Origin of the sequence: Halobellus sp. Atlit-38R, assembly GCF_003665925.1 — an archaeon.
Classification (GTDB): Archaea; Halobacteriota; Halobacteria; order Halobacteriales; family Haloferacaceae; genus Haloquadratum; species Haloquadratum inordinatus.
On the sequence record NZ_QXIJ01000003.1, the window covers coordinates 203,276 to 224,693 of the forward strand.

General features: G+C 66.7%; 24 protein-coding genes and 4 tRNA genes. 12 read left to right on the top strand and 16 right to left on the bottom strand.

The window, feature by feature from the left end:
* The first annotated feature begins 94 nt into the window (after positions 1-94).
* The 3 genes from D3D02_RS05585 (at position 95) to D3D02_RS05595 (ending at position 1,501) form a co-directional block, all read left to right on the top strand.
* Entirely contained in the window at positions 95-907 is an 813-nt protein-coding gene (locus tag D3D02_RS05585) for a glycosyltransferase (protein WP_121568995.1), read from the top strand.
* Positions 908-1,357 carry a GtrA family protein gene (locus tag D3D02_RS05590; protein WP_121568996.1) on the top strand — a complete coding sequence of 150 codons (450 nt, stop codon included), beginning with the start codon at positions 908-910 and terminating at the stop codon, positions 1,355-1,357.
* A gap of 69 nt (positions 1,358-1,426) precedes the next feature.
* A tRNA-Met gene (locus D3D02_RS05595) sits at positions 1,427-1,501 on the top strand.
* Between the two features lie 304 nt (positions 1,502-1,805).
* Here D3D02_RS05595 and D3D02_RS05600 read toward each other — a convergent pair.
* From D3D02_RS05600 to D3D02_RS05620, 5 genes are all read right to left on the bottom strand, one after another.
* Positions 1,806-2,216 (bottom strand): Rieske 2Fe-2S domain-containing protein, encoded by a 411-nt coding sequence (locus D3D02_RS05600; protein ID WP_121568997.1) that lies wholly within the window; start codon positions 2,214-2,216, stop codon positions 1,806-1,808.
* 73 nt (positions 2,217-2,289) lie between these two features.
* Positions 2,290-3,186, bottom strand: a complete 897-nt coding sequence (locus tag D3D02_RS05605) for an aminotransferase class IV (protein WP_121568998.1) — start codon at positions 3,184-3,186, stop codon at positions 2,290-2,292.
* 23 nt (positions 3,187-3,209) lie between these two features.
* On the bottom strand, positions 3,210-4,097 hold the full coding sequence (locus tag D3D02_RS05610) for a helix-hairpin-helix domain-containing protein (protein ID WP_121568999.1): 888 nt from the start codon (positions 4,095-4,097) through the stop codon (positions 3,210-3,212).
* 82 nt (positions 4,098-4,179) lie between these two features.
* Positions 4,180-4,674, bottom strand: a complete 495-nt coding sequence (locus D3D02_RS05615; RefSeq protein ID WP_121569000.1) for a DUF5790 family protein — start codon at positions 4,672-4,674, stop codon at positions 4,180-4,182.
* A gap of 84 nt (positions 4,675-4,758) precedes the next feature.
* Positions 4,759-5,121: a dihydroneopterin aldolase family protein gene (locus D3D02_RS05620; RefSeq protein WP_121569001.1), complete on the bottom strand. Its 363-nt coding sequence runs from the start codon at positions 5,119-5,121 to the stop codon at positions 4,759-4,761.
* A gap of 184 nt (positions 5,122-5,305) precedes the next feature.
* Between D3D02_RS05620 and azf the strand changes: the two genes are divergently transcribed.
* Positions 5,306-6,091 (top strand): NAD-dependent glucose-6-phosphate dehydrogenase Azf, encoded by a 786-nt coding sequence (azf, locus tag D3D02_RS05625; RefSeq protein WP_121569200.1) that lies wholly within the window; start codon positions 5,306-5,308, stop codon positions 6,089-6,091.
* A 27-nt stretch (positions 6,092-6,118) separates the two neighbouring features.
* Here the strand turns inward: azf and D3D02_RS05630 are convergent, their stop codons facing one another.
* Positions 6,119-6,403, bottom strand: a complete 285-nt coding sequence (locus tag D3D02_RS05630) for a hypothetical protein (RefSeq protein ID WP_121569002.1) — start codon at positions 6,401-6,403, stop codon at positions 6,119-6,121.
* A 54-nt stretch (positions 6,404-6,457) separates the two neighbouring features.
* Positions 6,458-7,120 carry a DUF309 domain-containing protein gene (locus D3D02_RS05635; protein WP_121569003.1) on the bottom strand — a complete coding sequence of 221 codons (663 nt, stop codon included), beginning with the start codon at positions 7,118-7,120 and terminating at the stop codon, positions 6,458-6,460.
* A gap of 186 nt (positions 7,121-7,306) precedes the next feature.
* Between D3D02_RS05635 and D3D02_RS05640 the strand changes: the two genes are divergently transcribed.
* A complete protein-coding gene (locus tag D3D02_RS05640) occupies positions 7,307-7,534 on the top strand; it encodes a hypothetical protein (protein ID WP_121569004.1) in 228 nt (75 codons plus the stop codon).
* 189 nt (positions 7,535-7,723) lie between these two features.
* Here D3D02_RS05640 and D3D02_RS05645 read toward each other — a convergent pair.
* Positions 7,724-7,796, bottom strand: a tRNA-Arg gene (locus tag D3D02_RS05645).
* Between the two features lie 174 nt (positions 7,797-7,970).
* On the opposite strand from D3D02_RS05645, the gene D3D02_RS05650 reads away from it, so the two are divergent.
* The 4 genes from D3D02_RS05650 (at position 7,971) to D3D02_RS05665 (ending at position 11,886) form a co-directional block, all read left to right on the top strand.
* Positions 7,971-8,468: a hypothetical protein gene (locus D3D02_RS05650; RefSeq protein ID WP_121569005.1), complete on the top strand. Its 498-nt coding sequence runs from the start codon at positions 7,971-7,973 to the stop codon at positions 8,466-8,468.
* A gap of 347 nt (positions 8,469-8,815) precedes the next feature.
* On the top strand, positions 8,816-10,300 hold the full coding sequence (locus D3D02_RS05655) for a single-stranded DNA binding protein (protein ID WP_121569006.1): 1,485 nt from the start codon (positions 8,816-8,818) through the stop codon (positions 10,298-10,300).
* 135 nt (positions 10,301-10,435) lie between these two features.
* Positions 10,436-10,867 (top strand): histone family protein, encoded by a 432-nt coding sequence (locus tag D3D02_RS05660; protein WP_121569007.1) that lies wholly within the window; start codon positions 10,436-10,438, stop codon positions 10,865-10,867.
* 2 nt (positions 10,868-10,869) lie between these two features.
* Positions 10,870-11,886: a histone deacetylase gene (locus D3D02_RS05665; RefSeq protein ID WP_121569008.1), complete on the top strand. Its 1,017-nt coding sequence runs from the start codon at positions 10,870-10,872 to the stop codon at positions 11,884-11,886.
* Between the two features lie 35 nt (positions 11,887-11,921).
* Here D3D02_RS05665 and cca read toward each other — a convergent pair whose 3' ends face one another.
* A complete protein-coding gene (gene cca / locus D3D02_RS05670; protein WP_121569009.1) occupies positions 11,922-13,337 on the bottom strand; it encodes a CCA tRNA nucleotidyltransferase in 1,416 nt (471 codons plus the stop codon).
* Positions 13,338-13,492: 155 nt separating this feature from the next.
* Here cca and D3D02_RS05675 point away from each other — a divergent pair.
* Both D3D02_RS05675 and D3D02_RS05680 read left to right on the top strand, forming a co-directional pair.
* Positions 13,493-13,565, top strand: a tRNA-Asn gene (locus D3D02_RS05675).
* Positions 13,566-13,676: 111 nt separating this feature from the next.
* A tRNA-Ile gene (locus D3D02_RS05680) sits at positions 13,677-13,751 on the top strand.
* Between the two features lie 189 nt (positions 13,752-13,940).
* On the opposite strand, the gene D3D02_RS05685 is transcribed toward D3D02_RS05680, so the two are convergent.
* Both D3D02_RS05685 and D3D02_RS05690 read right to left on the bottom strand, forming a co-directional pair.
* Complete coding sequence (locus D3D02_RS05685) at positions 13,941-14,615, bottom strand: type 1 glutamine amidotransferase (protein ID WP_121569010.1); 675 nt, start codon at positions 14,613-14,615, stop codon at positions 13,941-13,943.
* A 244-nt stretch (positions 14,616-14,859) separates the two neighbouring features.
* Positions 14,860-15,375: an ester cyclase gene (locus tag D3D02_RS05690; protein WP_121569011.1), complete on the bottom strand. Its 516-nt coding sequence runs from the start codon at positions 15,373-15,375 to the stop codon at positions 14,860-14,862.
* 332 nt (positions 15,376-15,707) lie between these two features.
* Here D3D02_RS05690 and D3D02_RS05695 point away from each other — a divergent pair, with 332 nt between their 5' ends.
* A complete protein-coding gene (locus D3D02_RS05695; protein ID WP_121569012.1) occupies positions 15,708-16,193 on the top strand; it encodes a zinc ribbon domain-containing protein in 486 nt (161 codons plus the stop codon).
* A 20-nt stretch (positions 16,194-16,213) separates the two neighbouring features.
* Here the strand turns inward: D3D02_RS05695 and D3D02_RS05700 are convergent, their stop codons facing one another.
* The 5 genes from D3D02_RS05700 to D3D02_RS05720 form a co-directional block, all read right to left on the bottom strand.
* On the bottom strand, positions 16,214-16,642 hold the full coding sequence (locus D3D02_RS05700) for a CopG family ribbon-helix-helix protein (RefSeq protein ID WP_121569013.1): 429 nt from the start codon (positions 16,640-16,642) through the stop codon (positions 16,214-16,216).
* A 32-nt stretch (positions 16,643-16,674) separates the two neighbouring features.
* Positions 16,675-17,397 (bottom strand): DUF6663 family protein, encoded by a 723-nt coding sequence (locus D3D02_RS05705; protein WP_121569014.1) that lies wholly within the window; start codon positions 17,395-17,397, stop codon positions 16,675-16,677.
* 10 nt (positions 17,398-17,407) lie between these two features.
* Complete coding sequence (gene kdgK1, locus D3D02_RS05710) at positions 17,408-18,367, bottom strand: bifunctional 2-dehydro-3-deoxygluconokinase/2-dehydro-3-deoxygalactonokinase (protein ID WP_121569015.1); 960 nt, start codon at positions 18,365-18,367, stop codon at positions 17,408-17,410.
* A gap of 83 nt (positions 18,368-18,450) precedes the next feature.
* Positions 18,451-20,892 (bottom strand): DNA mismatch repair endonuclease MutL, encoded by a 2,442-nt coding sequence (gene mutL / locus D3D02_RS05715; RefSeq protein WP_121569016.1) that lies wholly within the window; start codon positions 20,890-20,892, stop codon positions 18,451-18,453.
* Positions 20,889-21,410, bottom strand: coding sequence for an NUDIX domain-containing protein (locus tag D3D02_RS05720; protein WP_233560587.1), 522 nt, complete (start codon positions 21,408-21,410; stop codon positions 20,889-20,891). Before D3D02_RS05720 ends, mutL begins: the two co-directional genes overlap by 4 nt.
* Positions 21,411-21,418 lie beyond the last annotated feature (8 nt).

Here is a 21,418-nt window from a genome sequence, read left to right on the forward strand (position 1 = left end):
CGTTTTGTGATGCGCCGGGCGGATACCGGAGGAAGTGACTCTCCACCGACCGCTAGCGGTTCGTTTTTCACACAGAAGCCGGTATCTGGGGGTGATGACTCGTTCCGTCGGGATCGTCGTCCCCGCCTATCGGCCCGATCCCGAACGTCTCGGCGCGTATCTCCGTGCGCTCGCGGAGCGACTCGATCCCGCCGTGATCCGAGTCGAACTCGACGCGCCGCGGTCCGACCCCCGCAGTCAACTCGGTGCCCTCCCCGACTGTGTCGAGATCGCTGCCGTCGACGCCAGACGCGGCAAGGGGGCTGCGATCACGGCTGGGTTCGAGGCGCTCGTCGACTCGGTCGACGTGCTCTCTTTCGCCGACGCCGACGGGAGCACGCCGGCAGCGTCGTTCGCGGCCGTCGTCGACGCCGTCACGTCGGGAGACGCCGACGTCGCGACCGGCTCCCGTCGGCACCCAGACGCCGACGTCGCCTCGCATCAGACGCTCGCCCGTCGCCGCCTCGGCGACGGGTTCGCGTGGCTCGCGCGCCGCTTCCTCGACGAACGACTCTACGATTACCAGTGCGGCGCGAAGGCGATCACTGCCGACGCCTGGCGCGAGGCCCGCGGACACCTCTACGAGCCCGGATTCGCCTGGGACATCGAACTCGTCGCCGTCGCTGGCGCGCTGGATCACCGGATCGCGGAGGTCCCGGTGCGCTGGGAGGACCGCCCCGGATCGACCGTCTCGCCCGTCCGAACGACGCTTCGGCTCGGCCGAGCGCTCGTGACCGCGCGACACCGTGCGCGTCTCCTGCGGGAGGACCGGCTGCACGAACTGCTGGATGCGCGCCGCGAGGCCGAGCCGTCGCTGATCGAGCGCCTCGCCGCAACGGACGCCGCAGACGCCGTCGAGGCCGACTGAATGGTCCGCGAGACGGTCGACGCGCTCGCCTCGGGCGTCCGGTTCGGCAAGTTCGTCTCCGTCGGCGCGGTCGGCGCGGTCTTCGATATGACCACCACGACCGCGCTGATCGTCGGTCTCGGGATTCTCGGCGAGTACGCGAAGCTGGTCGGCGCGGAGGTCGCGATCGTCGTGATGTTCGCGATCAACGAGCGCTGGACTTTCTCGGAGCTGGGTGCGTCGGGGCCGCTCCCGACGCTGAGTCGGTTCGTCCGGTCGAACCTCGTCCGCAGCGGCGGCCTCGCCGTCCAGTTTCTGATCGTTCGAGGGCTCCGACAGCTCGATCTGTCGGTCGTCGTCTTCGGCTTCGACCTCTGGCAGTTGATCCCGATCCCGATCGCCATCGCGGGATCGATGTTCCTGAACTACGTCGCAGAGAGCCTGCTCACGTGGCGCGTAACGCGGTCCTGACCGCGAGGGAAATTGCCACACTGCGGGTGAAACACAACCCTTAACCGTAACCCACGGTTTCGTTTCAGTAGCGGGATGGGATAGCCAGGAGATTCCGCCGGGCTCATAACCCGGAGATCGGTAGTTCAAATCTACCTCCCGCTATGATTTTGCCGAACGTAACACAGCGAGGCGTCGTATCGCCGAGCAACCCCTGCGTTCGGCAGTCATAGCGCGAGTAGATTTGAACGAGACTGCGAGGGTGCGCTGCGACCGGTGCAGGCGTCGTTCAAATCTACCTCCCGCTATTCTCCTGAAATCGACCATCCGAGCGGTGCTGTTCGGGTATCGATCGAATGCGGTTCAAAGACCACGAGCCGTCAGCTTCTCGTAGGGGTTAGCGTACTTATTCATCAGCTCGTACCGCACCACGCGGCGAGAATGCTATGCGGGCGTACGGTACTTCCGATCAGAAGTCGATCCGACCGCCCGAGGAGAGGTCCCGCTCCTCGGAGAGGCCGGGTTCGGCGGCGTCCCACTCGTCGTCGGTGAGATAGACCGCGCCGTCGTCGACGGTCACCTCGAAAGTGTCGAGGACGGCCCCCTCACACGGGCCGAAGTTGCAGTCGCCACTCTGCTTTTCGAACGTCGCACCGTGTTTCTGACAGACCAGTTCGCCGTTGCGCACCAATGCGCTCGAACCCGTGTCTAATCGGACGTCGCGCCAGTGCGGACAGTAATTCGTGAAGGCAATGACAGAACCGTCGTCGCGTCGAGTGAGGATCCCTTCGGTCGTCTCGAACCCGGATTTCGCGGTGAAGACGACTGTCTCGTCCGCAGAGACCTCGTCGGCCGCAGCGATGCGGCGTTCCTCGTCCATAGCCGCGCGTTTGGGGTACGGCGATTCAAGCGTGACGGTTTGGCGTCGACGCGGTGGGAGACGTGAGTGGAGGTCACTCTCGGACATCGCTGCCGCCCCCGGCATAGTGGTCGCGCTCGACGCGAGCGTCGTAGACGCGCTGGAACAGCGTCGTGAGCGGGCCGCTGCCGACGTCGATGCCGTCGACCGTCTCGACGGGACGGACCTCCCAGGTCGTGTTCGTCACGAACGCTTCTTCGGCCCCGCGGAGGTCGTCGGGTGTGAACGCTCCCTCGCGGACCGGGACGCCTTCCTCGTGGGCGATGTCGAGGACTTCCGCGCGTGCGACCCCCGGACGGACGGGACCGTCGAGACTCGGCGTGCAGAGCGCCTCGCCATCGACGAAGAAGAGGGTGGACGTCGCGCCCGCCGCGAGGTGACCGTCGCCGTCGAGCATCACGGCCTCGTCGGCGTCCGAGACGCGGAGTTCGATGCGGGCGAGGACGCCGTTCAGGTAGTTGTGCGTCTGCGCTCGCGACGGGAGCGACTCGTCGGGGATGCGACGCGTCCGAACCGTCTGGAGCGTCGCCGGCTCGTCCCAGACGGAAGTCGACTCGACGCCGCCCCGGGGGCGCGGGGTCACTTGGACGACAACCGTCGGGTCGACCGCCGAGTCGGGCGTGAGCGTGTCCGACTGGACTCCACGGGTGACAGAGAGCGTCACAGAGGCGTCTTCGAGGTCGTTCGCCCGCAACGTCTCGTCGACGCGCCGTTTCAGCTCCGCGTTCGAGAGACCGTGGTCGAGCGAGATTGCCTCCGCGGAGGCTGTGAGGCGGTCGGCGTGCGCGTCCCAGCGGAACACGTCGCCGCCGTACGCGCGGAGCGTCTCGAAGACCGCGTCGCCGTACACGAATCCCCGATCACGGACGCTAACAGCCGCTGCTTCTACCGGAACCAGTTCGCCGTCGACGTGATAGCGGAGATCGGCCATCCGGTCGGAGAACACCGAGAGAGCTATGACTGATCGCGAGCGCGCTCGACCCAGCCGGAGACGCGCTTCACTGAGACGCCGATGTCGTCGGCGACGTCGTCGGCGTCAGCAGCCGCGAGGTCCGCGACAGTCTCGATGTCGACGGTCCCGAGTCGCTCGGCGTAGGCAGGACCGATGCCTTTGAGCGTCTCGACCGGTTCGCTCTCGTCCTCGTCGGTCTCTGCGCCGGCGGCTTCGTCGTCTGCTGTCGTGGCCGCTTCGTCCGCTGTCGTATCTGCTTCGTCCGCTGTCGTATCTGCTTCCGCCACTGTGGCGTCCGCTTCGTCGTCAGCAGACGCAGCGTCGTCATCTTCCGCACTCACATCCTCGTCTTCGCTCCCGTCTTCGGGCGCTTCCGTCGGCGTGACGGCCTCGGCGGGCTCTTGACCCGTCGCCTCGTCGACGAGCGTCTCGGTCGAGGCCGCAGCGTCGGTGTCTGCCGCGACCGCGTCGTCGGCCGTCTCGATATCCTCGGCGTCGGGGTCGGGAGAGACAGCTTCCTCACCTTCCCCTGCCGTTTCGACGGCCTCTGCGGGCTCTTTGCCGGTCTCATCGTCGAGGAGCGTCTCAGTCGACGCCGCGGCGTCGGTCTCGGCCGCTGCTGGCTCTGCGGTCCCGTCTTCGGTCGACGTCTCTGAGTCGGCCGTGTCCCCGAGCTCAGTCGCATCTTCGGATTCGGTCGAGGTCTCGGCGTCGTCGGCGCCTTTGATCGTCGCCTCCGTCGACGCGTCTGCGTCCGCACGTTCCGTCTCGTGTTCGACAGAGACCTGCCCGCCCGCCCGCGTCGATCCCGGCGACGATTCAGACTCGTTCGTGCTCCCGCCGCCGACGAGCGAGCGCAGCGACGACAAGATCGTGTCGAAGATACTCATTACGTTGATGATATGGCCGTCGAGTATTTAAAAACCGTTGCGCCGCGTCGGCGTCACCAAGCGGATGTCCGGGTTGCGGTCGCTATGCGTCCGCCTCGTCCGCACTCGCGTCCGCTGCGTCGGCCTCGTCTGCGGCCTCCTCGTCGCTGTCGGCCGCATCGTCCGCCGCAGCACTCTCGGCGGCTTCGGCTGCCTCCTGCAGTTGGCTCCGGACCTGCGGCATCGTGCCGGTGAGGTCGCCGACGAGGTCTTCGGCCTCGGCGAGCGACACCAGGAGTTCCTCGACTGACTCGACCTGCGCTTCGATCGCGTCGGGGTCGTCGAAGGCCTCCGCGCGCTGGCCCACGATGAAGGTCTTCTTCGCCTGGCGGAGGTGCGCTTCCGCCTCGCCGACGTCCAGTGCCGAACGGAGCGCGTTGAGAACCCCGAGGACGTTGTCGGCCTCCGCGTCCCACACCGCGTCGGAATCGGGGAGTTCCGCCCGCGCGTCGGCGAGGTGGCTCTCGACCTCCTCGCGCATCTCTGCAGCAGCCTCTCCGAACAGGTCGTCGTCACCGAGTGTGCTCTGGCTACTCATACCATCGGCTTCGACGCGGGAGGGGTTAAAAACACGCCCGAAAGTGAAAGTGAAATCGTGCGGCTGATGCGCGCTCGGGCGCGGTCACTCCTCGACCGCGACGAGTTTCATAAGCGGATAGTCGCCTTCCATCTCCATCCGCGTGCGGACGGTCACGCCCTCGTACTCGATCCGCATCTCGACGTCGACGAACCGGCCGGTCAGTTCCGTGTACTCGGCCGACTGCGCTTCTAACTCTGCGGCGATGCGGTCCGTTCGGACGTCGACGTCGACGTCGACGCAGTACGGTTGGTTCTCGATCGCTTCCTCCATCGCCCGGCCGAGGCTTTCGGCGCTCTGGGGGCTCACGGGTGTGCCCGCGAACTGGTGATAGAGCGTGCCGAACTTGATACCCGCCTCGAAGCACGCGCGCTCTGCATCCGTCCCTGCCTGCCCCGCGTCGGTCATATCCGGTCTCCGTCGCCGTGGGCTAAGGGACTATCGGCTACGGCGACGGATCGGTCCAGTCAGGATGGGCTCCGGGCGGTGCAGCCGACCCCGAGACGTGGAAAACCGGAGCGAGACCTGTCGGCTCGCCGTCACGGTCGCGAATCGGACGTTTCTTGGCCTCCCTGCCCGGATGGTCGTTCGAATGGACGACCCGGTTCTCCTGACAGGGGCGGGCGGACGCGTCGGGCAGGCCATCCTCCGCCACGTCGGCTCCGAGTTCGACTGGCGACTGCTCGACCGAGAGCCGCTGCCGGACGCGAAGCGTCCCGAGAGCGTCGACGACGACGACGTGTTCGTCGCGGACGTCACCGACGACGAGGCGGTTCACGAGGCGCTGGAAGGTTGCCGCGCCGTAGTCCACCTCGCGGGCGATCCGCGCCCGGAGGCGCCGTGGGACAGCGTCCTGCAGAACAACATCGACGGGACGCAGACGATGTTCGAGGCGGCCGTCGAGACGGGCGTCGAGAAGTTCGCTTTCGCCTCATCGAATCACGCCGTCGGCGCGTACGAGACGGATGCGCGGACGCCGGAAATGTATCGACCCGAAGACGAGTTCCGCTTGGACGGGACGGAGCTGCCCCGCCCCAGCAACCTCTACGGCGTGAGCAAAGCGAGCGGCGAGGTGCTCGGGCGATACTACCACGACCATCACGACCTCTCGGTCGTCAACGTCCGCATCGGCAACCTCACCGAGGGCCATCCCCCGATCGACTACGAGCGCGGGCAGGCGATGTGGCTCTCCTACCGCGACTGTGCGCACCTCTTCGAGCGCTGTATCCTGGCGGACTACGACTACGAGATCGTCTACGGCATCTCCGACAACGACCGGAAGTACTACTCCATCGAGCGCGCGAAGGATGTCCTCGGCTACGACCCGCAGGACAACTCCGCGGAGTGGCGCGACGACGAACGCGTCGTCGAGGAGTGAGGCACGCTCGCGGTCGAACCGAAACGATCAGTCCTCCCAGGCGTCGTGGCGCTGTATCTCCTCGCGGACCGTCTCGCAGTCGTCCGCAGAGGACATCCCGAGCGCGTCGACTACCTTCGAGCGCGTCTGTCTGTCGGCGACGCTGGTCCCGTCGGACGTTTCGAGCCTGAACGTCGGCGACGACGAGAGCCCGCCGAGGCTCGATCCGCCCGATTCGACGATCGTTGGGAGAACGCCGTGCGTCGCCAGCACGCGAACGAGCTCGTCTCGCCCGTCACCGATGGCGTCTTTGATATCGTCTTGGATTACCATACCAGAGAGTCGTACGCGCCGACAGTCGTTCAATTTTTTGACCGATTCGGGCGTTCAGTCGAACAGCCCGGCGACGTCGCGCTCTTTGCTCCGCTGCCGTTCGACGTGCCGCTGGAGCCGGTCGTAGACGATGCCGCGTCGCTCGCGGTCGGCCGCGAAGTCGAACAGCATCCCGACGAAGCCCCGCGAGCGCGAGGCTGCGAGCGCCGTATCGGGCGAATCGCCGTCGGGGGCGTCGCTCTCGTCCGCCTCTGATCGCGCGTACCGAATCGCGTCGTCGACGACTGATTCCTCGAACGCCTCGTACTCGTGCGCGAGAAGGGCCGCCGCGGCAGCGACGTGCTCGAAGGAGAGATCCGTCGGCTTCAGCGCGTCGCCGTCGTAGCGGAGCGCGGGCGGGCGACGGCGTTCGGCGATTTCCGGGTCGGCGGCGAGTCGCCGGAGATACGCACGCACGTCCGCGACGTTCACGTCCCGGTACGCTGGGTCAACGTCGGCGAGGTACTGCGCCGCGCTCTCGGCCAGTCCGCGCGCCCCGCTCCAGTTGCGCCGGCGGGCGTGATGCACCGCCGCCGCGTACTGGATCAGCCCGTGGAGCAGTCGCTCATCGGACGTCCCGTCGTCGAGATCGAGCCACGGGTCCTCCCAGGCGTCGTGTGCGGCGCGGTGGTCGCCGGCGTTGAACACCGCGACACCGATCCGGAGCGCGTCTTGCACGGTCGGAAGTGGTCGTCGCGCGAGTAAATACTCGGCGTTCGACGGGATCCCGACCCTTCGGTGCCAGCGAGAGTGTGCCAGCAGTAGTGTGACACTGGGTGACGAACTTATCCGCTTGCAGGACTATCGTACAGGTGAACAGCGTATGACTACACAGCCCACATCCCCGCCCCGGAGGCGAAGCCAATGACCCGCGCGCACGTCACCTGTCTCGACTGCGGTACCGAGTTCGTCCGCCCGAACGGCTACGGAGGGAACTACTGCCTCTCGTGTCACGAGTCGTGGGCGGCCGACGCCGACGAGCGCGAGTCCGAGGAGACGGGCCCCCGCCGACTCCGGCGTCGGACGACGCCCTCTGTACGGCGACTCGACGACGATGACGCCGACGCGCCGTCTCGCTACGACGACGAGTGAGCGGCGCGGGCGAGCTTTTTTTCGGAGGGAGCGTCTCGCTGTGCTGGTCGTGTTGTGTCTCGTAGAAACGTCCTGACGGTAATTCGAACTCACTGGCAACTCGGGATTTGCTCGCTCCTCGAGCCTCCGATAGTCGCATAAACCGGCACAGACGACTCGCTCCGCTCGTCACATTGCGTCTCGCAGAAACGTCCTGACGGAGATTTGAACTCCGGTCCCTGGCTCCGCAAGCCAAGAGGATAGTCCACTACCCTATCAGGACTCATCTCTTCGTACTCCGCATTCACTTATGAGGGTTACGATGCGACGGTGCTACGGCACCGACACACACGGAGGCGGTCGGCCGGCAAATCGAACCCGAATCCTGACCGAGGAGACATAAGAGACCGTTTGAGCCTCCGACACCGCTTTTGGGTGGTACGTGCTATCGAAGACTATGCTGCGCCGAACGGTCCTCTCGGGCCTCGCGGTCGCCCTCCCGACCGCGGTCGCCGGCTGTACCGGCTCAGAGCAGACGACGCCGGGAACGGACACCGCGAACGGAGCCACCGAGACAGACACGCCGACCAGTTCAACCGTGACGACGAATCATATCACAGCGACGTTGATACCGCGAGAAGAGTGCCCCGAGCCCGGCGCAGCGACCGTCTCGTTTGGCGACGACGGCGCGATCTCGGTCGTCGGCTGCGTCGTCGGCAAGAACGCCTGTACCGTCCCGCGGTTACAGGACGTCACCTACGACGCCGACACGGGCGTCGCCACCGTCGTCGTCGCGGCCGTCGAAGAACGCGAGGAAGACGAGGCGTGCGCAGAAGTGCTCACGAATCTCGGCTACGAGGTCGACATCGGGACGAGCGGCACAGCGCCGACCGGTGTAGAGGTCGTCCACGACGACGTCGACGGGCGACGGACTGTGGTGGACGTGACGAAGTGACCGCGTTCCGGCAGAGAGGAGACGGCGCGCCGGCGACGTGACGAACTGATGGCGCACCGGCACCGACGGGCGCATCGAACGTTCAGGTCCAGCGAACGTTCATATAGGACGACGGGACCACACCCCGCGTGCCACAGATCGATCGGGGGATACATTACGTAGCACGGGGGCGAATCGGGGAACCGCGAGACGGCGAGACGGCCCGCACACGGCGCGGAACCACCGACAAGACAACGCTTAAGCGGCGGCCTACCCTGGCTGTGGATATGCCTGTGGCCGTATCCGCTCGACCCGCGGGTTTCGCGCTCGAACCCGACGGCCGTCGCCGCGATGGGGGTGTCGCGTAGATGGGAGCAATCGAAGACGTGTACGACGACCTCGACACCGACGTCGACTTCGAGGAGTTCGAGGCCGCCGTCGAGGACAAGGTCGAACAGATGGGGGGCCTCGCCGACGAGGAGACCGCCGCGATGCTCATCGCCCACGAACTACGCGACGAGGAAGTCGAGGGCGTCGCCGACGTCGCACCGGGGATGGACGACGTGAAGTTCCTCGCGAAGGTGATGAGCGTCGGCGACCTCCGAACGTTCGAGCGCGACGGCGACGACGACGACGGGAGCGTCGTCAACGTCGAAGTCGCCGACGAATCCGGCCGCATCCGGATCACGATGTGGGACGATATGGCCGAAGACGCCGTCGAGAGTCTCGAAGTCGGCCAGGTGCTCCGCGTGGCGGGCCGTCCGAAAGACGGTTACAACGGCGTCGAAGTCGACGTCGATAAGGTCGAACCCGCCCCGGACGCCGAAGTCGACGTGGAGGCGCTCGACACCTACCGCGTCGAGGACCTCGCGCTCGGGCTCTCGGACGTGAATCTGAAGGGTCGCGTACTCAGTACCGACAGCGTCCGGACGTTCGACCGCGACGACGGCTCGGAGGGCCGCGTCGCGAACCTGACGCTCGGCGGCCCGACCGGTCGCGTGCGCGTCACGCTCTGGGACGAGAAGGCCGATCTGGCGACCGAGTTCGGCACCGGCGAGTCCGTCGAAGTCGTCGACGGCTACGTCAGAGAGCGCGACGGCACGCTCGAACTCCACGTCGGGAACCGCGGCGCGGTCGAAGCCCTCGACGAGGCGATCGAGTACGTCCCCGACACGACGGACATCGACGCGCTCGAACTCGGCGAGACCACCGATATCGCGGGCGGCGTCATCGAGACCGATCCCAAGCGGACGTTCGACCGCGACGACGGCTCCGAGGGACAGGTCCGGAACGTCCGAATCAAAGACGAGACCGGCGATATCCGGGTCGCACTCTGGGGGGAGAAGGCCGACCTCGACATCGACCTCGCGGACTACGTCGTCTTCACCGACGTCGAGATCCAGGACGGCTGGCAGGACGACCTCGAAGCCTCCGCCGGGTGGCAATCGACGATCAGCGTGATGGACGACGCGCCGGAAGACGCCGCCGACACCACCGCCGAAGCAGCGCAGTCGACCGGACTGGGCGCGTTCGAGTCGAGCGGTAGCAACGAAACGGACGACACCACAGCGAGCGACGGAGCGGCCAGCGTCGACGGGTCGGGGTCGGGCGCAGTCGCCGCGACAGTGACGGACCAGTCGGCGGAGGCGACGACCACGGACGCGGAGACGGGCGGCACCGAGACGTTCACCGGCACAGTCGTACAGGCCGGAAGCCCGGTCGTCCTCGACGACGGGACCGAGACGCGGAGCGTCGAAACCGACGAGTCGCTCCGCCTAGGCGAGGAAGTGACCGTTACCGGTCCCGTCAGCGACGGAACGATCACCGCGGCGGACGTCGAGCGGACGGAGTAAGCCGCGACGGATCGGAGGCGACGTTCGCCAGTCGCGCCACGCAGAACCGCCGAGCGACGGCGTCGGACAGACAGCGAGCGGCACAGGGGTCGCTACGGAAAGGATTATACGCCGGTCGAACCGCATATGTTGGTAATGAGTGTCGAGTTGCCGTTCGCCCCCGTGGACACTATCATTCGACGGAGAGCCGGCGACCTCCGGGTCAGTTCCGGGGCAGCCGAGGAACTCGCTCGTCGCGTCCAAGAACACGGGGCGGCGCTCGCCGTCGAGGCCGCCGAGAAAGCGGCCGAAGACGGCCGCAAGACGCTGATGGCCGAGGACTTCGACGTCCAGCAGGTCGTCAGTCGTCGCGAACTCGAACTGCCGATCGCGCCGATCGACCGTATCGCCCGCCTCGAAATCGACGACCGGTACCGCGTCTCGATGGATGCCCGGATCGCCCTCGCGGACATCCTCGAAGACTACGCCGACAACGTCGCGAGCGCGGCCGCGACGCTGGCGCAGCACGCGGACCGGCGAACGGTTCAGGCCGAAGACATCGAGACGTACTTCGCCCTCTTCGAGTAGCGATGCAGTTCGGCTACAGCGAGACCTGTCTCGCACACGACACCGGCGACCGGCACCCGGAGACCGCCGACAGACTCCGCGCAATTCGTCGCGCACTCGCGAAGCGACACGGCGTGTCCTACGTCGAAGCCGACGCCGCCGACGAGTCGTCGGTGACGGCCGTCCACGAGGCCGACTACGTCGACGAGATCAGTTCGTTCTGCGACGACGGCGGCGGCAACTGGGATCCCGACACCGTCGCGTCCGAAGACACCTGGGACGCCGCTCTCGCCTCGGCAGGGCTCTCACAGTGGGCCGCCCGGGAGGCTGCCGACGGCGCCGACGGCCGCGACACGCCGTTCGCGATCGGCCGCCCGCCCGGACACCACGCCGTTGCCGACGACGCGATGGGGTTCTGCTTCATCAACAACGCGGCGGTCGCCGCTCAGACGGTACTCGACGATCCGGACGCGGACGTCGACCGCGCGGTCATCTTCGATTGGGACGTCCACCACGGCAACGGCACCCAGGACATCTTCTACGATCAGGGCGACGTCCTCTATGCCTCCGCCCACGAGGAAGGGCTCTATCCGGGGACCGGCGAGGTCGACGAGACGGGAACTGGCGACGGCGACGGGACGACGTTGAACATCCCGCTCGCTGCGGGCGCGGGCGACGAGGACTACCTTCTGGTCGTCGAGGAGGTCCTCAGACCCGCCATCGAGCGGTACGATCCGGATCTGTTCATCGTGAGCGCCGGCTTCGACGCACATCGGCACGATCCGATCTCGCGAATGCGCGTCTCGACGGAAGGGTACGCTCTCCTAACCGATCGGATCCGCTCGCTCACCGACGACGTCGACGCAGGGCTTGCGTTCGTGCTCGAAGGTGGCTACGGCCTCGACACCCTCTCAGAGGGCGTCGCGATCGTCCACGAGACCTTCGACGGCCGCTCGCCGATGGATCCCGACGACGACCCCGACGAACAGACCGAGCGGTTGGTCGAAGACGTCCGGACGGCCCACGGCCTCGACGAATAAAGAGACGGAGCCCGACGCCAGCGATCGGCCCACCGCTATGGCTGCGGGTCGAAATACGCCGCTAACTCCGAGCCGAATTCGTCACAGAGCGTCGCAACCGCCTCGTCGACGAGCACGTCGTAGTCGTCTTCGAGGGTGGTCTGGATCCGCGCGCCGAGGCCGACGGTAAACAGTTCCTCGGAGGCGAGCAGTTCGGCGGCGTCGGTGAACTCGCGGGCCCGTTCGACGACGTATCGGTCACCGTCGACGAACGGTCCGTAGACGTCGGGAGCGGAGTCCGAGTCGGGCTCCTCGCGTCCCTCGTCGTCCGCGTACGCATCGCCGTCGTCCGCATACACCTCGTAGAAGCCCTCGGCGTGCTGGCGGACGTGCACGGGCGGGCCGTCGTGGCGTTCGATCGCCGGGAGCGTCCGGTGGGCGAGTTCGACGAACAGCACCGCGCGCTCGTCAGCGAACGTCGCGGCGCGGATCGGCTCGAAGCCACGGCGATCGAGCTCGTCGCGAACCCCCGACAGCGACTTTCTGAGCTGGGGGTACAGCTGATCGTCGACGATGTCCGGCGCGTCGAAGACGATCGCGACGGGCGTCGTCCCGCGGCGGTCGACGTGGGTACGAACTGCCTCGGGGGCGAGCGGATCCGGTGTCGCGGACGCGAACAGTTCCGCGCGCGGATCGTCGAGAAAGTCGCGGGCGTAGTGCTGGAGACGCGCGAGATTCGCGGCCGAGCAGACCGCGGCGACGTTCCGCGTCGGGTCTGTCGGGTCGACCATCACGAGCGGGTCGTCGTGGGACTGCGAGCCGTGATCCTCGGGGTCGAAAACGACCGGCGGGTGCCAGTCTGCGGCCGCCGCAAGCAGCGATGCGAAGTCGCCGTGTTCGAGAACGAGCAGTTCAGAGAGGTACCCCGAGAAGCCCTCGGTCCGGAGATTGCTCCCGTAGACGCCGATGCCCTTCAGGAACTGTTTGAACACGCGCATCTCGCTCGCGAGGTCGTCGTTGATGCGCGCCCGGAGATAGGCGTTGTGGTGTGGCGTGCGGTCGACAGCCGACTGTAACGCGGATCCCTCGCCGACGTCGTAGCAGGGAACGAGATCGACGTCGAAGCCCTCGAACTCGCCGGTGACGTAGGGGTGTTCGGCGTACTCCTCGTGTCCGCCGGGGAGGACTGCGTTACCGATTTCGAGGCCGTAGCGCTCCAGCGTCTCGCGGTCGAGCGACGGCGGGAACCGGACGAACAGGTCGATGTCACGGTCGCCGGCGAGCCACGTCCCGCGGGCCGTCGATCCCACCTGAACGACGTCGCCCTCGACCGGGAGCCCGGCGAGTTCGGCTTCGACGCGCTCGGTGAGCGACGCCACTGCGGCCCGCATCGCCTCGCGCTCCGCGGCGTCGGGCGTGATCCGCTCGCGGACGCGTTCGATCGCTTGGCGTCTCTCGTCGGCATCGACCATCGTTGTCACCGCTTCGGGTGGGCTCGGCGAAAGAGTGTCGATGCGCCCAAGACAGTCGCCGTGGGGCGTCTCGACTGTGCCGGTACCTCGCATCCGTGCGGTGAAAACGAAAGCCCTATCATACTACCTCGGTGTACGTTCGTGTGCAGGCACGAGCCGTCGTAGCTCAGTTGGTAGAGCACCTCGCTGTTAACGAGGTGGTCCCAGGTTCGAGCCCTGGCGACGGCGCTTCTTCCTCTCGACGCCGAGGTCTGAGCCGCTGGTATCGCCGCTGCGGTACCGAGTCGCGCCACGATAACGATAACGTCTAAGAGGGAGACCGCGGAACGATAGACCGTCGGGCCCTTAGCTCAGTCTGGTTAGAGCGCTCGGCTCATAACCGAGTGGTCGATGGTTCGAATCCGTCAGGGCCCATACGAGTGTCCGAGCGGAAGCGAGGACCGAGCCGGCAACGCTGACGGAATCGAATCAGGGAGCAGCTTTGCTGCGACCGAAGTTCGAATCCGTCAGGGCCCATCCGGCTCGGAGTGTCTAGCCGCTCTCATTCTGCACTCTCGTCTCGAAAACGCCTGACAGGGGCGTGGCATCACTCCAAAACAACGCTTACGCAGTCGCCTCGCTGACGAGCGTCTTGAAATTCTCGAAGAGTCGTTCCGCGGTAACATCCGCGAAAGAGTGTTGCGAGGACTCCCAGCCGAAGTCGTCGACGAGCCGGTCTCGGTGGGATGCCGTGATTTCCGGATGGAACTGGACCGTCCACAGCGGTGCTGTCCGGTGGCGGGTACCGAACACGCGAGCGTGGGGTGCCGACGCAATCACATCCATCTGCTCTCCGGGAGTCGTCACGGCGTCGCCGTGAAGTGAGACCACGGCCGGGTCGACGCCCTCGAACAACGGGTCCTCGGCGAGCCTTGCTTCGACGAGGGTCGCAGTCGTCCCGATATTCTCGACAGTCCCACCGAGCGCCGAGTTGGCTACTTGATGTCCGAAACAGACGCCGAGAGTCGGGAGCTCCCGCTCGACGAGTTCGCGAACGAAGGCCTCCTGTTCGGCAATCCACGGACGGCTGTCGGCCTCGTAGACAGCCGCCGTACTGCCAGTCAAGACGACACCATCAGCCTCGTCGAGGGGCACGCGTTCGCCCGCAACGAAATCCACTTCCTCAGCGGTCGGAAACTGCGCCGCCAACGCGTCGCAGTGGTATTCGCAGTCAGTATCGACCTCGTTGCGGACGACGTACAAATCCAGTGAGTCCGTAGTCGTGGTACCAGTAGTCACGTGTTCTCGTCTTCCCTGGCAGCCGCCCTCATCTTTTCGACTGGCTCAATCGCCCGTCTCGACGGATCAGTGGCCTCGCGGAGCCGGAACGCGGACCAGCCTCTGACACACGATAGTAGCGTTTGCAACTGAGTACACCGCCAATCGCACGACGGCGTGCGATTCGGTGCGTGAAGACGTGCAAACGCTACGATACCTGTAGAGCGCGTCTGTGGCGAGTAGGGAGAGTCCGCAGCCGGCCGTCTTACCGTCCCTTCGTGAGCTTGAGTACGTCCTGTTTGGCGAGGTTCGCACCCGTCTCGAGGAACGAAGCGAGCGTAAACGTCTCGGGGACGACGCCGAGTTGCTGCATCTGTCCGAGCGCGTCCCAGACGGCCCAGGCCTCGGCGACCTTCCCATCCTCGTCGAACTTGTGGACGAAGATGCCCGGGGACGTCCCAGACTCGTCGGTCGCGGGGATTCCCATAAATTCGCCGTCGTGTGTTCCGCTAACGGTGAATCCGACGGTGATCATATCGTCTTCCGCCAGCATAAACTCGACGTCCATATGGAAGTCCGAGAATCCCTCCCTGACTGCCCGAATGAACGCTTCGAGGCCGTCTCGGTCCACGTCGCCCGCTTCTAAGTCGAACCAGTGACCCACGTACTCCTCGCTGATCGTCTCCTCGATGATGTCGTAGTTGCCGTTGTTCCACGCTTCGTCGATGAAGCGCTGTTCGTACTCTTTCAATTGCTCCGGGTTTAGCTCTGTGACTGCCATTGGATTTCCTCCTAGTACAGCTCCAGTACCGGGGGAGAGGCCCTGTACTAGGTGATAAGTCGGTCGCCAGCGTAGAAAGTGTAGTTGCCATATATATTCAGGTGGTTGACTTTTAGGGAGTCTGAGTCAACAGGGAGCCTCATAGAGCGGATCGAGCACGGAACACGACAGAGAATCGTCGAACCATTCTGTGGACTGATTCTGAAAGTAGCCCGTATTGTGAGCGGCTCCCATCGACCGCTGAGAGCGGCGAGGCCGTCGCCGTGGGGCGCTCCTGTCGGGACGAGTGAAAGACCCACAAGACCTAATCGGTCGGGTCCGAAAGTGTACGTATGAGTAGTCAGCGGGAGAAGCGGCCGTGGCTCGCGGCGTTCCTCGGCACGCTCGCCACCGGGCTCGGACACTTCTACCTCAGACGGTGGAAGCGCGGGCTCGGATGGTTCGCCGCCGCGGTTGCCGCCTCGGTGCTGTTCGTGCCACCCGAGGCCGCACGGACGCTTCTCGACGGCGGCGGCGATCCGGCGACGCTCGCGCCCGTCCTGATAGTCGGCGTCGCGAGCGTCGCCGACGCGTACGTCCTCGCCCGGAGCCGACAGCACCGATCGCGGGTTGCCGACGCTCGTCGGGCGGCGACGGGTGGCGAGTACGGCCGCGACGACGTCGACGGGGCGGCTGACACCGCGACGTCGACGGACGAGACGGTGACGACGGACGCAGAGGAGACGTGTCCTCACTGCGGGAAGGAGTTAGACCCGGATCTGGACTTCTGTCCGTGGTGTACGACGCGGTTGACAGACGAAACGCGGCGCACCGAGTGAGAGGCTCTCGCGGTCTATTCTTACTCTTCGGTCGGAATGCCGCTGAACTCGTCGACCGGCATCACCGAGTAATCGACGCTGAGCGTGTCTTTCGTCGCGCGGATCTTGCCGACGAACGTGGAGATGTCTTCGAGACCCCCCTCTAGGACGAACAGTTCCATACAGCGGTGCTCGCCGACGTGACTGTGGAAGTTCGAGGCGACGAGGTTCTCGTACTCGTGGCGGAGTTTCATCATCCGCTCTTCGACGTTCGTCGTCTCGTACTCGAAGACGACCGTCACCACGGCCATCAGTTCTCTATCTTCCAGTCGTTTGTCCTCGAACTCCCCGAGCAGATTCCGCGAGGCCTCCCGGACGACCTCGCTCCGGCCGGTGTAGCCGTGCTCTTCGGCGAAGGCGTCGATTCGCTCGACCAACGCTTCGGGCATCGAGACGCTGACGACGGTCATATATTAACTCAGAGGCCGTCGAATATTAATTCCTATGAATCGGGGTCGCCGTACGTCGACCGGAGGGTCTCAGCCAGCACCCCATCGCGGCGGAACACCACGTACACGACGAGGAAGGGTTCGTCCGCGGGTCGAAGGACGAACACGGCACGAGGTTGCTCGGTCTCGGGCGGGGTCGACTCACCGCGGTCGGCGCGGCGCACGAGCGGGTCCAGCGGCGTGACGCCGGTGCGGAACTCCTCGAAGAGGTCGCGAGCGCCGGCCTGCTTGGCGAAGACGTAGAGCGCGCCGTTGGGTTCGCCGTCGGTGTTCTTCGTCACACGGCCGTTCATCGCCGCGTTGTCGGCCTCGGCGACCATCCACGTCTGTTTGGCTGCCTCGAAGATCCCGGTGACGCCGTCGTAGAACTCGAAGACGGAGTCGGCGAGGAGGTCGATCGATTCGAACCGCGGGTCGCCGTCCGACCACGCGAGCGTCGCGTCGACGAGCGTGCCCGCGCGGAGCGACGCGACGGCGTCGGCGAGTGCACCGTCGTAGCCGGTGGTGTCGACGTACGTCGGAGCGAACGCCTCGTCGGGGTCGGAGTCTGCCCGCGCTGCCTCCTCCTCGGAGTCGACAGTTGCGGCGTCTGCATCGTCGGAGTCGGCAGCCACTGCGTCTGCATCGTCGAAGTCGTCGACCTCGACGAGCAGGAGTTCGTCGGGGTCACGAGGGCGGCCGAGAACGCGGTATCGACCGCTCGTCTTCAGATCCATCACGCACTCATCACCGCGAGATGCCGCCGCCCTGCTCGGCGACGACGCGTTCGACTTCGGCGGGCGTGACGACTGCCAGGTCGCCGTCGACGGTGCGCTTCAGCGACGCCGTCGCCGCCCCGTATGCGAGCGCATCGGGAACGTCGCCGCCGGCGACGCGCTCGGCGAGATACCCGCCGACGAAGGCGTCGCCGGTGCCGATGGCATCGAAGGTGTCCGCGTCGTAGACTGCCTGTTCGAACACCTCGCCCTCGTGGACGGCGAGCGAGCCGTTTTCACCGCGAGTGAGGACGACCGTCTCGAAGTCGAAGTCGTGCAGGAGGCCGTTTGCCACCTCGACGGGGTCGCCGTCCCGGCCGAGGCAGGTGGCCGCGTCGCGCTCGGCCGCGACGAGCACGTCGATGTGCGGAAACAACGATTCGTATCCCGTTTTCGCCTCCTCGGGCGTCCACAGCTTCGAGCGGTAGTTCAGGTCGAAGGCGGTAGTCACGCCCGCCCGTCCGGCCGCCCGGAGCAGCGCGTCGGTCGTCTTCGCGAGCGTCGACGAAAGCGCCGGCGTGATCCCGCTCGTGTAGAAGAACTCCGCGCCGTCGAGTGCGGTCGCCGGCAGTTCGTCCGGCGTCGCGGTCGTCACCGACGCGTCCGTCCGATCGTAGATCACGTCGGTGCCGCGGGGTTCGCCCCCGTGTTCGAGGTAGTACGTCCCGAGGCGCGCGTCCTCGGAGTCGTCCCACGCGATGTCCGTCTGGACGCCGTGGCTGCGCAGTTCGGAGACGATCCGTCGGCCGAGCGGCGAGTCGGGGAGTTTCGAGACCCACGCCGCGTCACAGCCCAGTCTCGAGGCCGCGACGGCGACGTTGCTCTCTGCTCCGCCCGTTCGCGCGTCGAGTTCGCGGGTCCGTTCGAGGCGCTCGCCCCGCGGCGGCGAGAGTCTGAGCATCGTCTCGCCGAAAGTCACGATATCCGCCATACCCGCTCGTTCTCCGAGGGGATACATAAGTTCCGGAGATGGGCAGTCTCCGCGCCCGGGAGGATGAGACAGAAAACGCAGACTCAGGCGTCCCGCCGGCCGCCGTGTCCCGGGTAGTCACGCTCGAATCGATCGCCGATCTCGTCGCCGTCGATCGCGACGACGACTGGGCGGCCGTGCGGGCACGCGTAGGGGTTCTCGCAGTCGTCGAGCGCTTCCAGCAGATCCACGACCGAGCCCTCGGTGAGCGAGGTGTTGCCGGTCACGGAGGGGTAACACGCCAGGTCCGCGAGCAGGTCCTCGGCGACTGCCTCGACCGTCTCCGCGCCGCCGTCGCCGTCCTCGGCGACGAACGCCGTGAGCGTATCGCGCAGGAGTTCGGGATCGAGCGCCTCCGCGAACACCGCGGGGACAGCCTCGACTGCGACGGTGCGCTCGCCGACGCGCTCGGCGCGGAAGCCAAGCGACGCCAGCGCCTCGCGGTACTCCTCGAACAGCGCCGCCTCGCGCGCGGTGAGTTCGAGATCGACGGGGTCTGCGAGCGCCTGTGTTGCGACGTCGCCGTCCAGTTCGCGCTGGAGGCGCTCGTAGTTCACTCGCTCGTCGGCCGCGTGCTGGTCGACGAGCACCATCCCCGAGTCGGTCTCGGCGACGACGTACGTGTCGTGGAGTTGGCCGAGGATCCGCATCGACGGCAACGAGTCGAAGTCGGGTTCGAGTGTCGCCGCCTCACCGTGGAGGTCGCGCTGGGTCGTCGGCCCGACGATGCCCGTCGGGCGCGACTGTGAGGCGTCCGAGCGCTCGTCGCGGGTCGTGCCACGGGCGTCGTCGACGTCGAAATTGCCGCTCGATCGGGAGTCCGTGTCTGCGCTCCGCGCCGTCGCCGTCGGATCAGCAGCCGTTCCCGACGGCGTAGCGGTCCGCGACGACTCCTCGATCGAAGCAGCCTCCGACTCGCCGAACGTCGATTGATCCGGCGTCGAATCTCGGGAGTCGCGGGCGGGCGGACGCTCGTCGCGGCCGCGCTCTCGTTCGCTGCCAGCGTCGGTGACGGTCCAGGCGTCCTCGTCAGTCGGATCGACCGTCTGAGCGCGGCCGTCGGCGTCGCCGCTGTCACGGTCGCGATCGAAGCCGTCGCTGTCGGTGTCGACGCTGTCGGAACCGTCTCCGGTGTCCCCCGAGCGGCCGCCGCCGCGATCCGCGAAGCGGTCGGCGTCGAGACGGTCGTCCGAAGTGGTGTCCAGATCACCCGTTTCGGAGCTGCTGCCGCGCGCTCGCCCGACCTCGGAAGACTGCAACGCGTCGCCGTCTTCGGTGCCGGTGACGCTATCAGCCACCGTGTCTCCGGCCTCGTCTCCGTCACTCGGCTGCGGGCTGTGTCCCGCGCCGCCGCGCACTTCCGAGTCGGGCGATTCGGGTTCGATCGCGGTCTCTGCGGGCGCAGAGCGACCTCTAGGCGCTGTCGACCTGATCAGTCCCTCGTCGAGCAGCGCGGTCCGCACGGCGTCGGTGACGTCTCCCCGGACGCCCGCCTCGTCGCCGAAGCGGACTTCCATCTTCCGCGGGTGGACGTTCACGTCGACCGCGTCGGCGGGGACGTCGACGAACAGGACTGCGAACGGGTAGCGGTCGGTGGCCAACTGGCCGCCGTAGGCGTCGAGGACCGATTCTCGAAGCGCGCGGGCGGTGACGTACCGGTCGTTGACGAACGTCGAGAGGTACTCCCGAGTGCTGCGGGTCGTCTCCGGGTGGCTGACCAGTCCCGTGACGCGCTCGATCGGCCCCGCGTCGGGCTCGTGTTCGACGCGGATCATCGACTCGGCGACCTCGCGGCCGTACACCGAGAGGACGGCCGACTGGAGGCTCCCGCGGCCCTCGGTCGCGAACACCTCGCGGTCGTCGTGCTCTAAGGAGATGGCGACGTCCGGGTTCGCGAGCGCGTAGTGCGTGACGACGGTGTTGACGTGGTCGAACTCCGTCGCGGTCGTCTTCAGGAACTTCCGGCGCGCGGGCGTGTTGTAGAACAGGTCGTCGACCTCGACGACGGTTCCCTCCGGACAGCCTGCGGCGCTCACGTCCGTCACGTCGCCGCCCTCGACGCGGAGTTCCGTGCCGACGCCGTCGCCACCGCGGGGCTTCGTCCGGATCGTCACCCGCGAGACCGCGCCGATCGTGTGGAGCGCCTCGCCGCGGAACCCGAGCGTTCCGACGCCGGCTTCGAGGTCGTCGATGTCGTCGATCTTGCTCGTGGTGTGTTCTTCGACCGCGCGCTGGACCGCCTCGCGGTCCATCCCGACGCCATCGTCGCGAACGCGAACGCCCTCGGTGCCGCCCGCGTCGACCGCGACGGAGATGCGATCCGCGCCGGCGTCGAGGCTGTTTTCGAGGAGTTCCTTCACGACCGACGCGGGCCGTTCGACGACCTCGCCGGCCGCGATCTGTCGTACGGTCTGCTCGTCGAGCGCGCGGATCGTCGGCGTCGGATCGGCGTCTGCGGCATCGCCCGCAGCGTCGTCTCCGCTCACGGGTCGTAGACCCCCATCGCCGTCAAAACTGCTTCGGACTGTACCGCGCTCAGTCGGTCGGCGGCCGCTTCCGGCGACAGCCACGCGTGCGTCGAGTGTTCGTGGCTGAGCTGGACTGGATCGTCGGCGACGACGTCCAGGCTCTCGGGGACCGCACACCAGTAGTAGACCGCGAAGCGTCCCTGATCGGTGTCGTTTCGCCACGACGCCGTGTGGATGGGCCGGCCGACGTGAACGTCGAGCGCCGTCTCCTCGACTATCTCGCGGTGGATCCCGTCGGGCGCGTCCTCGTACGGTTCGAGCCGGCCGCCGGGGAGTTCCCACCCGCCGTCGGTGCTCCGGCGGACGACGAGCACGTCACCCGAGGCGGCGAAGAGGACGCCTCGTTGACTGATCGTCGCCTCCAGGTGGTCGTCGGCGTCGGTCACGTCGGCACTCCCTGCCGTGAGGTGGTCGCCTCGCACCGCGTCGAACGGCCGATTCGGCCCGACAGCAGACAGCGCGGTCGCTCGTCCCAACACATTTG

What these genes read in the sequence shown, in the direction of transcription:
- D3D02_RS05585 (WP_121568995.1), top strand. Translation starts at nt 95, where the DNA reads ATGACTCGTTCCGTCGGGATCGTCGTCCCCGCCTATCGGCCCGATCCC.
- D3D02_RS05590 (WP_121568996.1), top strand. Translation starts at nt 908, where the DNA reads ATGGTCCGCGAGACGGTCGACGCGCTCGCCTCGGGCGTCCGGTTCGGC.
- D3D02_RS05600 (WP_121568997.1), bottom strand. Translation starts at nt 2,216, where the DNA reads ATGGACGAGGAACGCCGCATCGCTGCGGCCGACGAGGTCTCTGCGGAC.
- D3D02_RS05605 (WP_121568998.1), bottom strand. Translation starts at nt 3,186, where the DNA reads ATGGCCGATCTCCGCTATCACGTCGACGGCGAACTGGTTCCGGTAGAA.
- D3D02_RS05610 (WP_121568999.1), bottom strand. Translation starts at nt 4,097, where the DNA reads ATGAGTATCTTCGACACGATCTTGTCGTCGCTGCGCTCGCTCGTCGGC.
- D3D02_RS05615 (WP_121569000.1), bottom strand. Translation starts at nt 4,674, where the DNA reads ATGAGTAGCCAGAGCACACTCGGTGACGACGACCTGTTCGGAGAGGCT.
- D3D02_RS05620 (WP_121569001.1), bottom strand. Translation starts at nt 5,121, where the DNA reads ATGACCGACGCGGGGCAGGCAGGGACGGATGCAGAGCGCGCGTGCTTC.
- azf (WP_121569200.1), top strand. Translation starts at nt 5,306, where the DNA reads ATGGACGACCCGGTTCTCCTGACAGGGGCGGGCGGACGCGTCGGGCAG.
- D3D02_RS05630 (WP_121569002.1), bottom strand. Translation starts at nt 6,403, where the DNA reads ATGGTAATCCAAGACGATATCAAAGACGCCATCGGTGACGGGCGAGAC.
- D3D02_RS05640 (WP_121569004.1), top strand. Translation starts at nt 7,307, where the DNA reads ATGACCCGCGCGCACGTCACCTGTCTCGACTGCGGTACCGAGTTCGTC.
- D3D02_RS05650 (WP_121569005.1), top strand. Translation starts at nt 7,971, where the DNA reads ATGCTGCGCCGAACGGTCCTCTCGGGCCTCGCGGTCGCCCTCCCGACC.
- D3D02_RS05655 (WP_121569006.1), top strand. Translation starts at nt 8,816, where the DNA reads ATGGGAGCAATCGAAGACGTGTACGACGACCTCGACACCGACGTCGAC.
- D3D02_RS05660 (WP_121569007.1), top strand. Translation starts at nt 10,436, where the DNA reads ATGAGTGTCGAGTTGCCGTTCGCCCCCGTGGACACTATCATTCGACGG.
- D3D02_RS05665 (WP_121569008.1), top strand. Translation starts at nt 10,870, where the DNA reads ATGCAGTTCGGCTACAGCGAGACCTGTCTCGCACACGACACCGGCGAC.
- cca (WP_121569009.1), bottom strand. Translation starts at nt 13,337, where the DNA reads ATGGTCGATGCCGACGAGAGACGCCAAGCGATCGAACGCGTCCGCGAG.
- D3D02_RS05690 (WP_121569011.1), bottom strand. Translation starts at nt 15,375, where the DNA reads ATGGCAGTCACAGAGCTAAACCCGGAGCAATTGAAAGAGTACGAACAG.
- D3D02_RS05695 (WP_121569012.1), top strand. Translation starts at nt 15,708, where the DNA reads ATGAGTAGTCAGCGGGAGAAGCGGCCGTGGCTCGCGGCGTTCCTCGGC.
- D3D02_RS05700 (WP_121569013.1), bottom strand. Translation starts at nt 16,642, where the DNA reads ATGACCGTCGTCAGCGTCTCGATGCCCGAAGCGTTGGTCGAGCGAATC.
- D3D02_RS05705 (WP_121569014.1), bottom strand. Translation starts at nt 17,397, where the DNA reads ATGGATCTGAAGACGAGCGGTCGATACCGCGTTCTCGGCCGCCCTCGT.
- kdgK1 (WP_121569015.1), bottom strand. Translation starts at nt 18,367, where the DNA reads ATGGCGGATATCGTGACTTTCGGCGAGACGATGCTCAGACTCTCGCCG.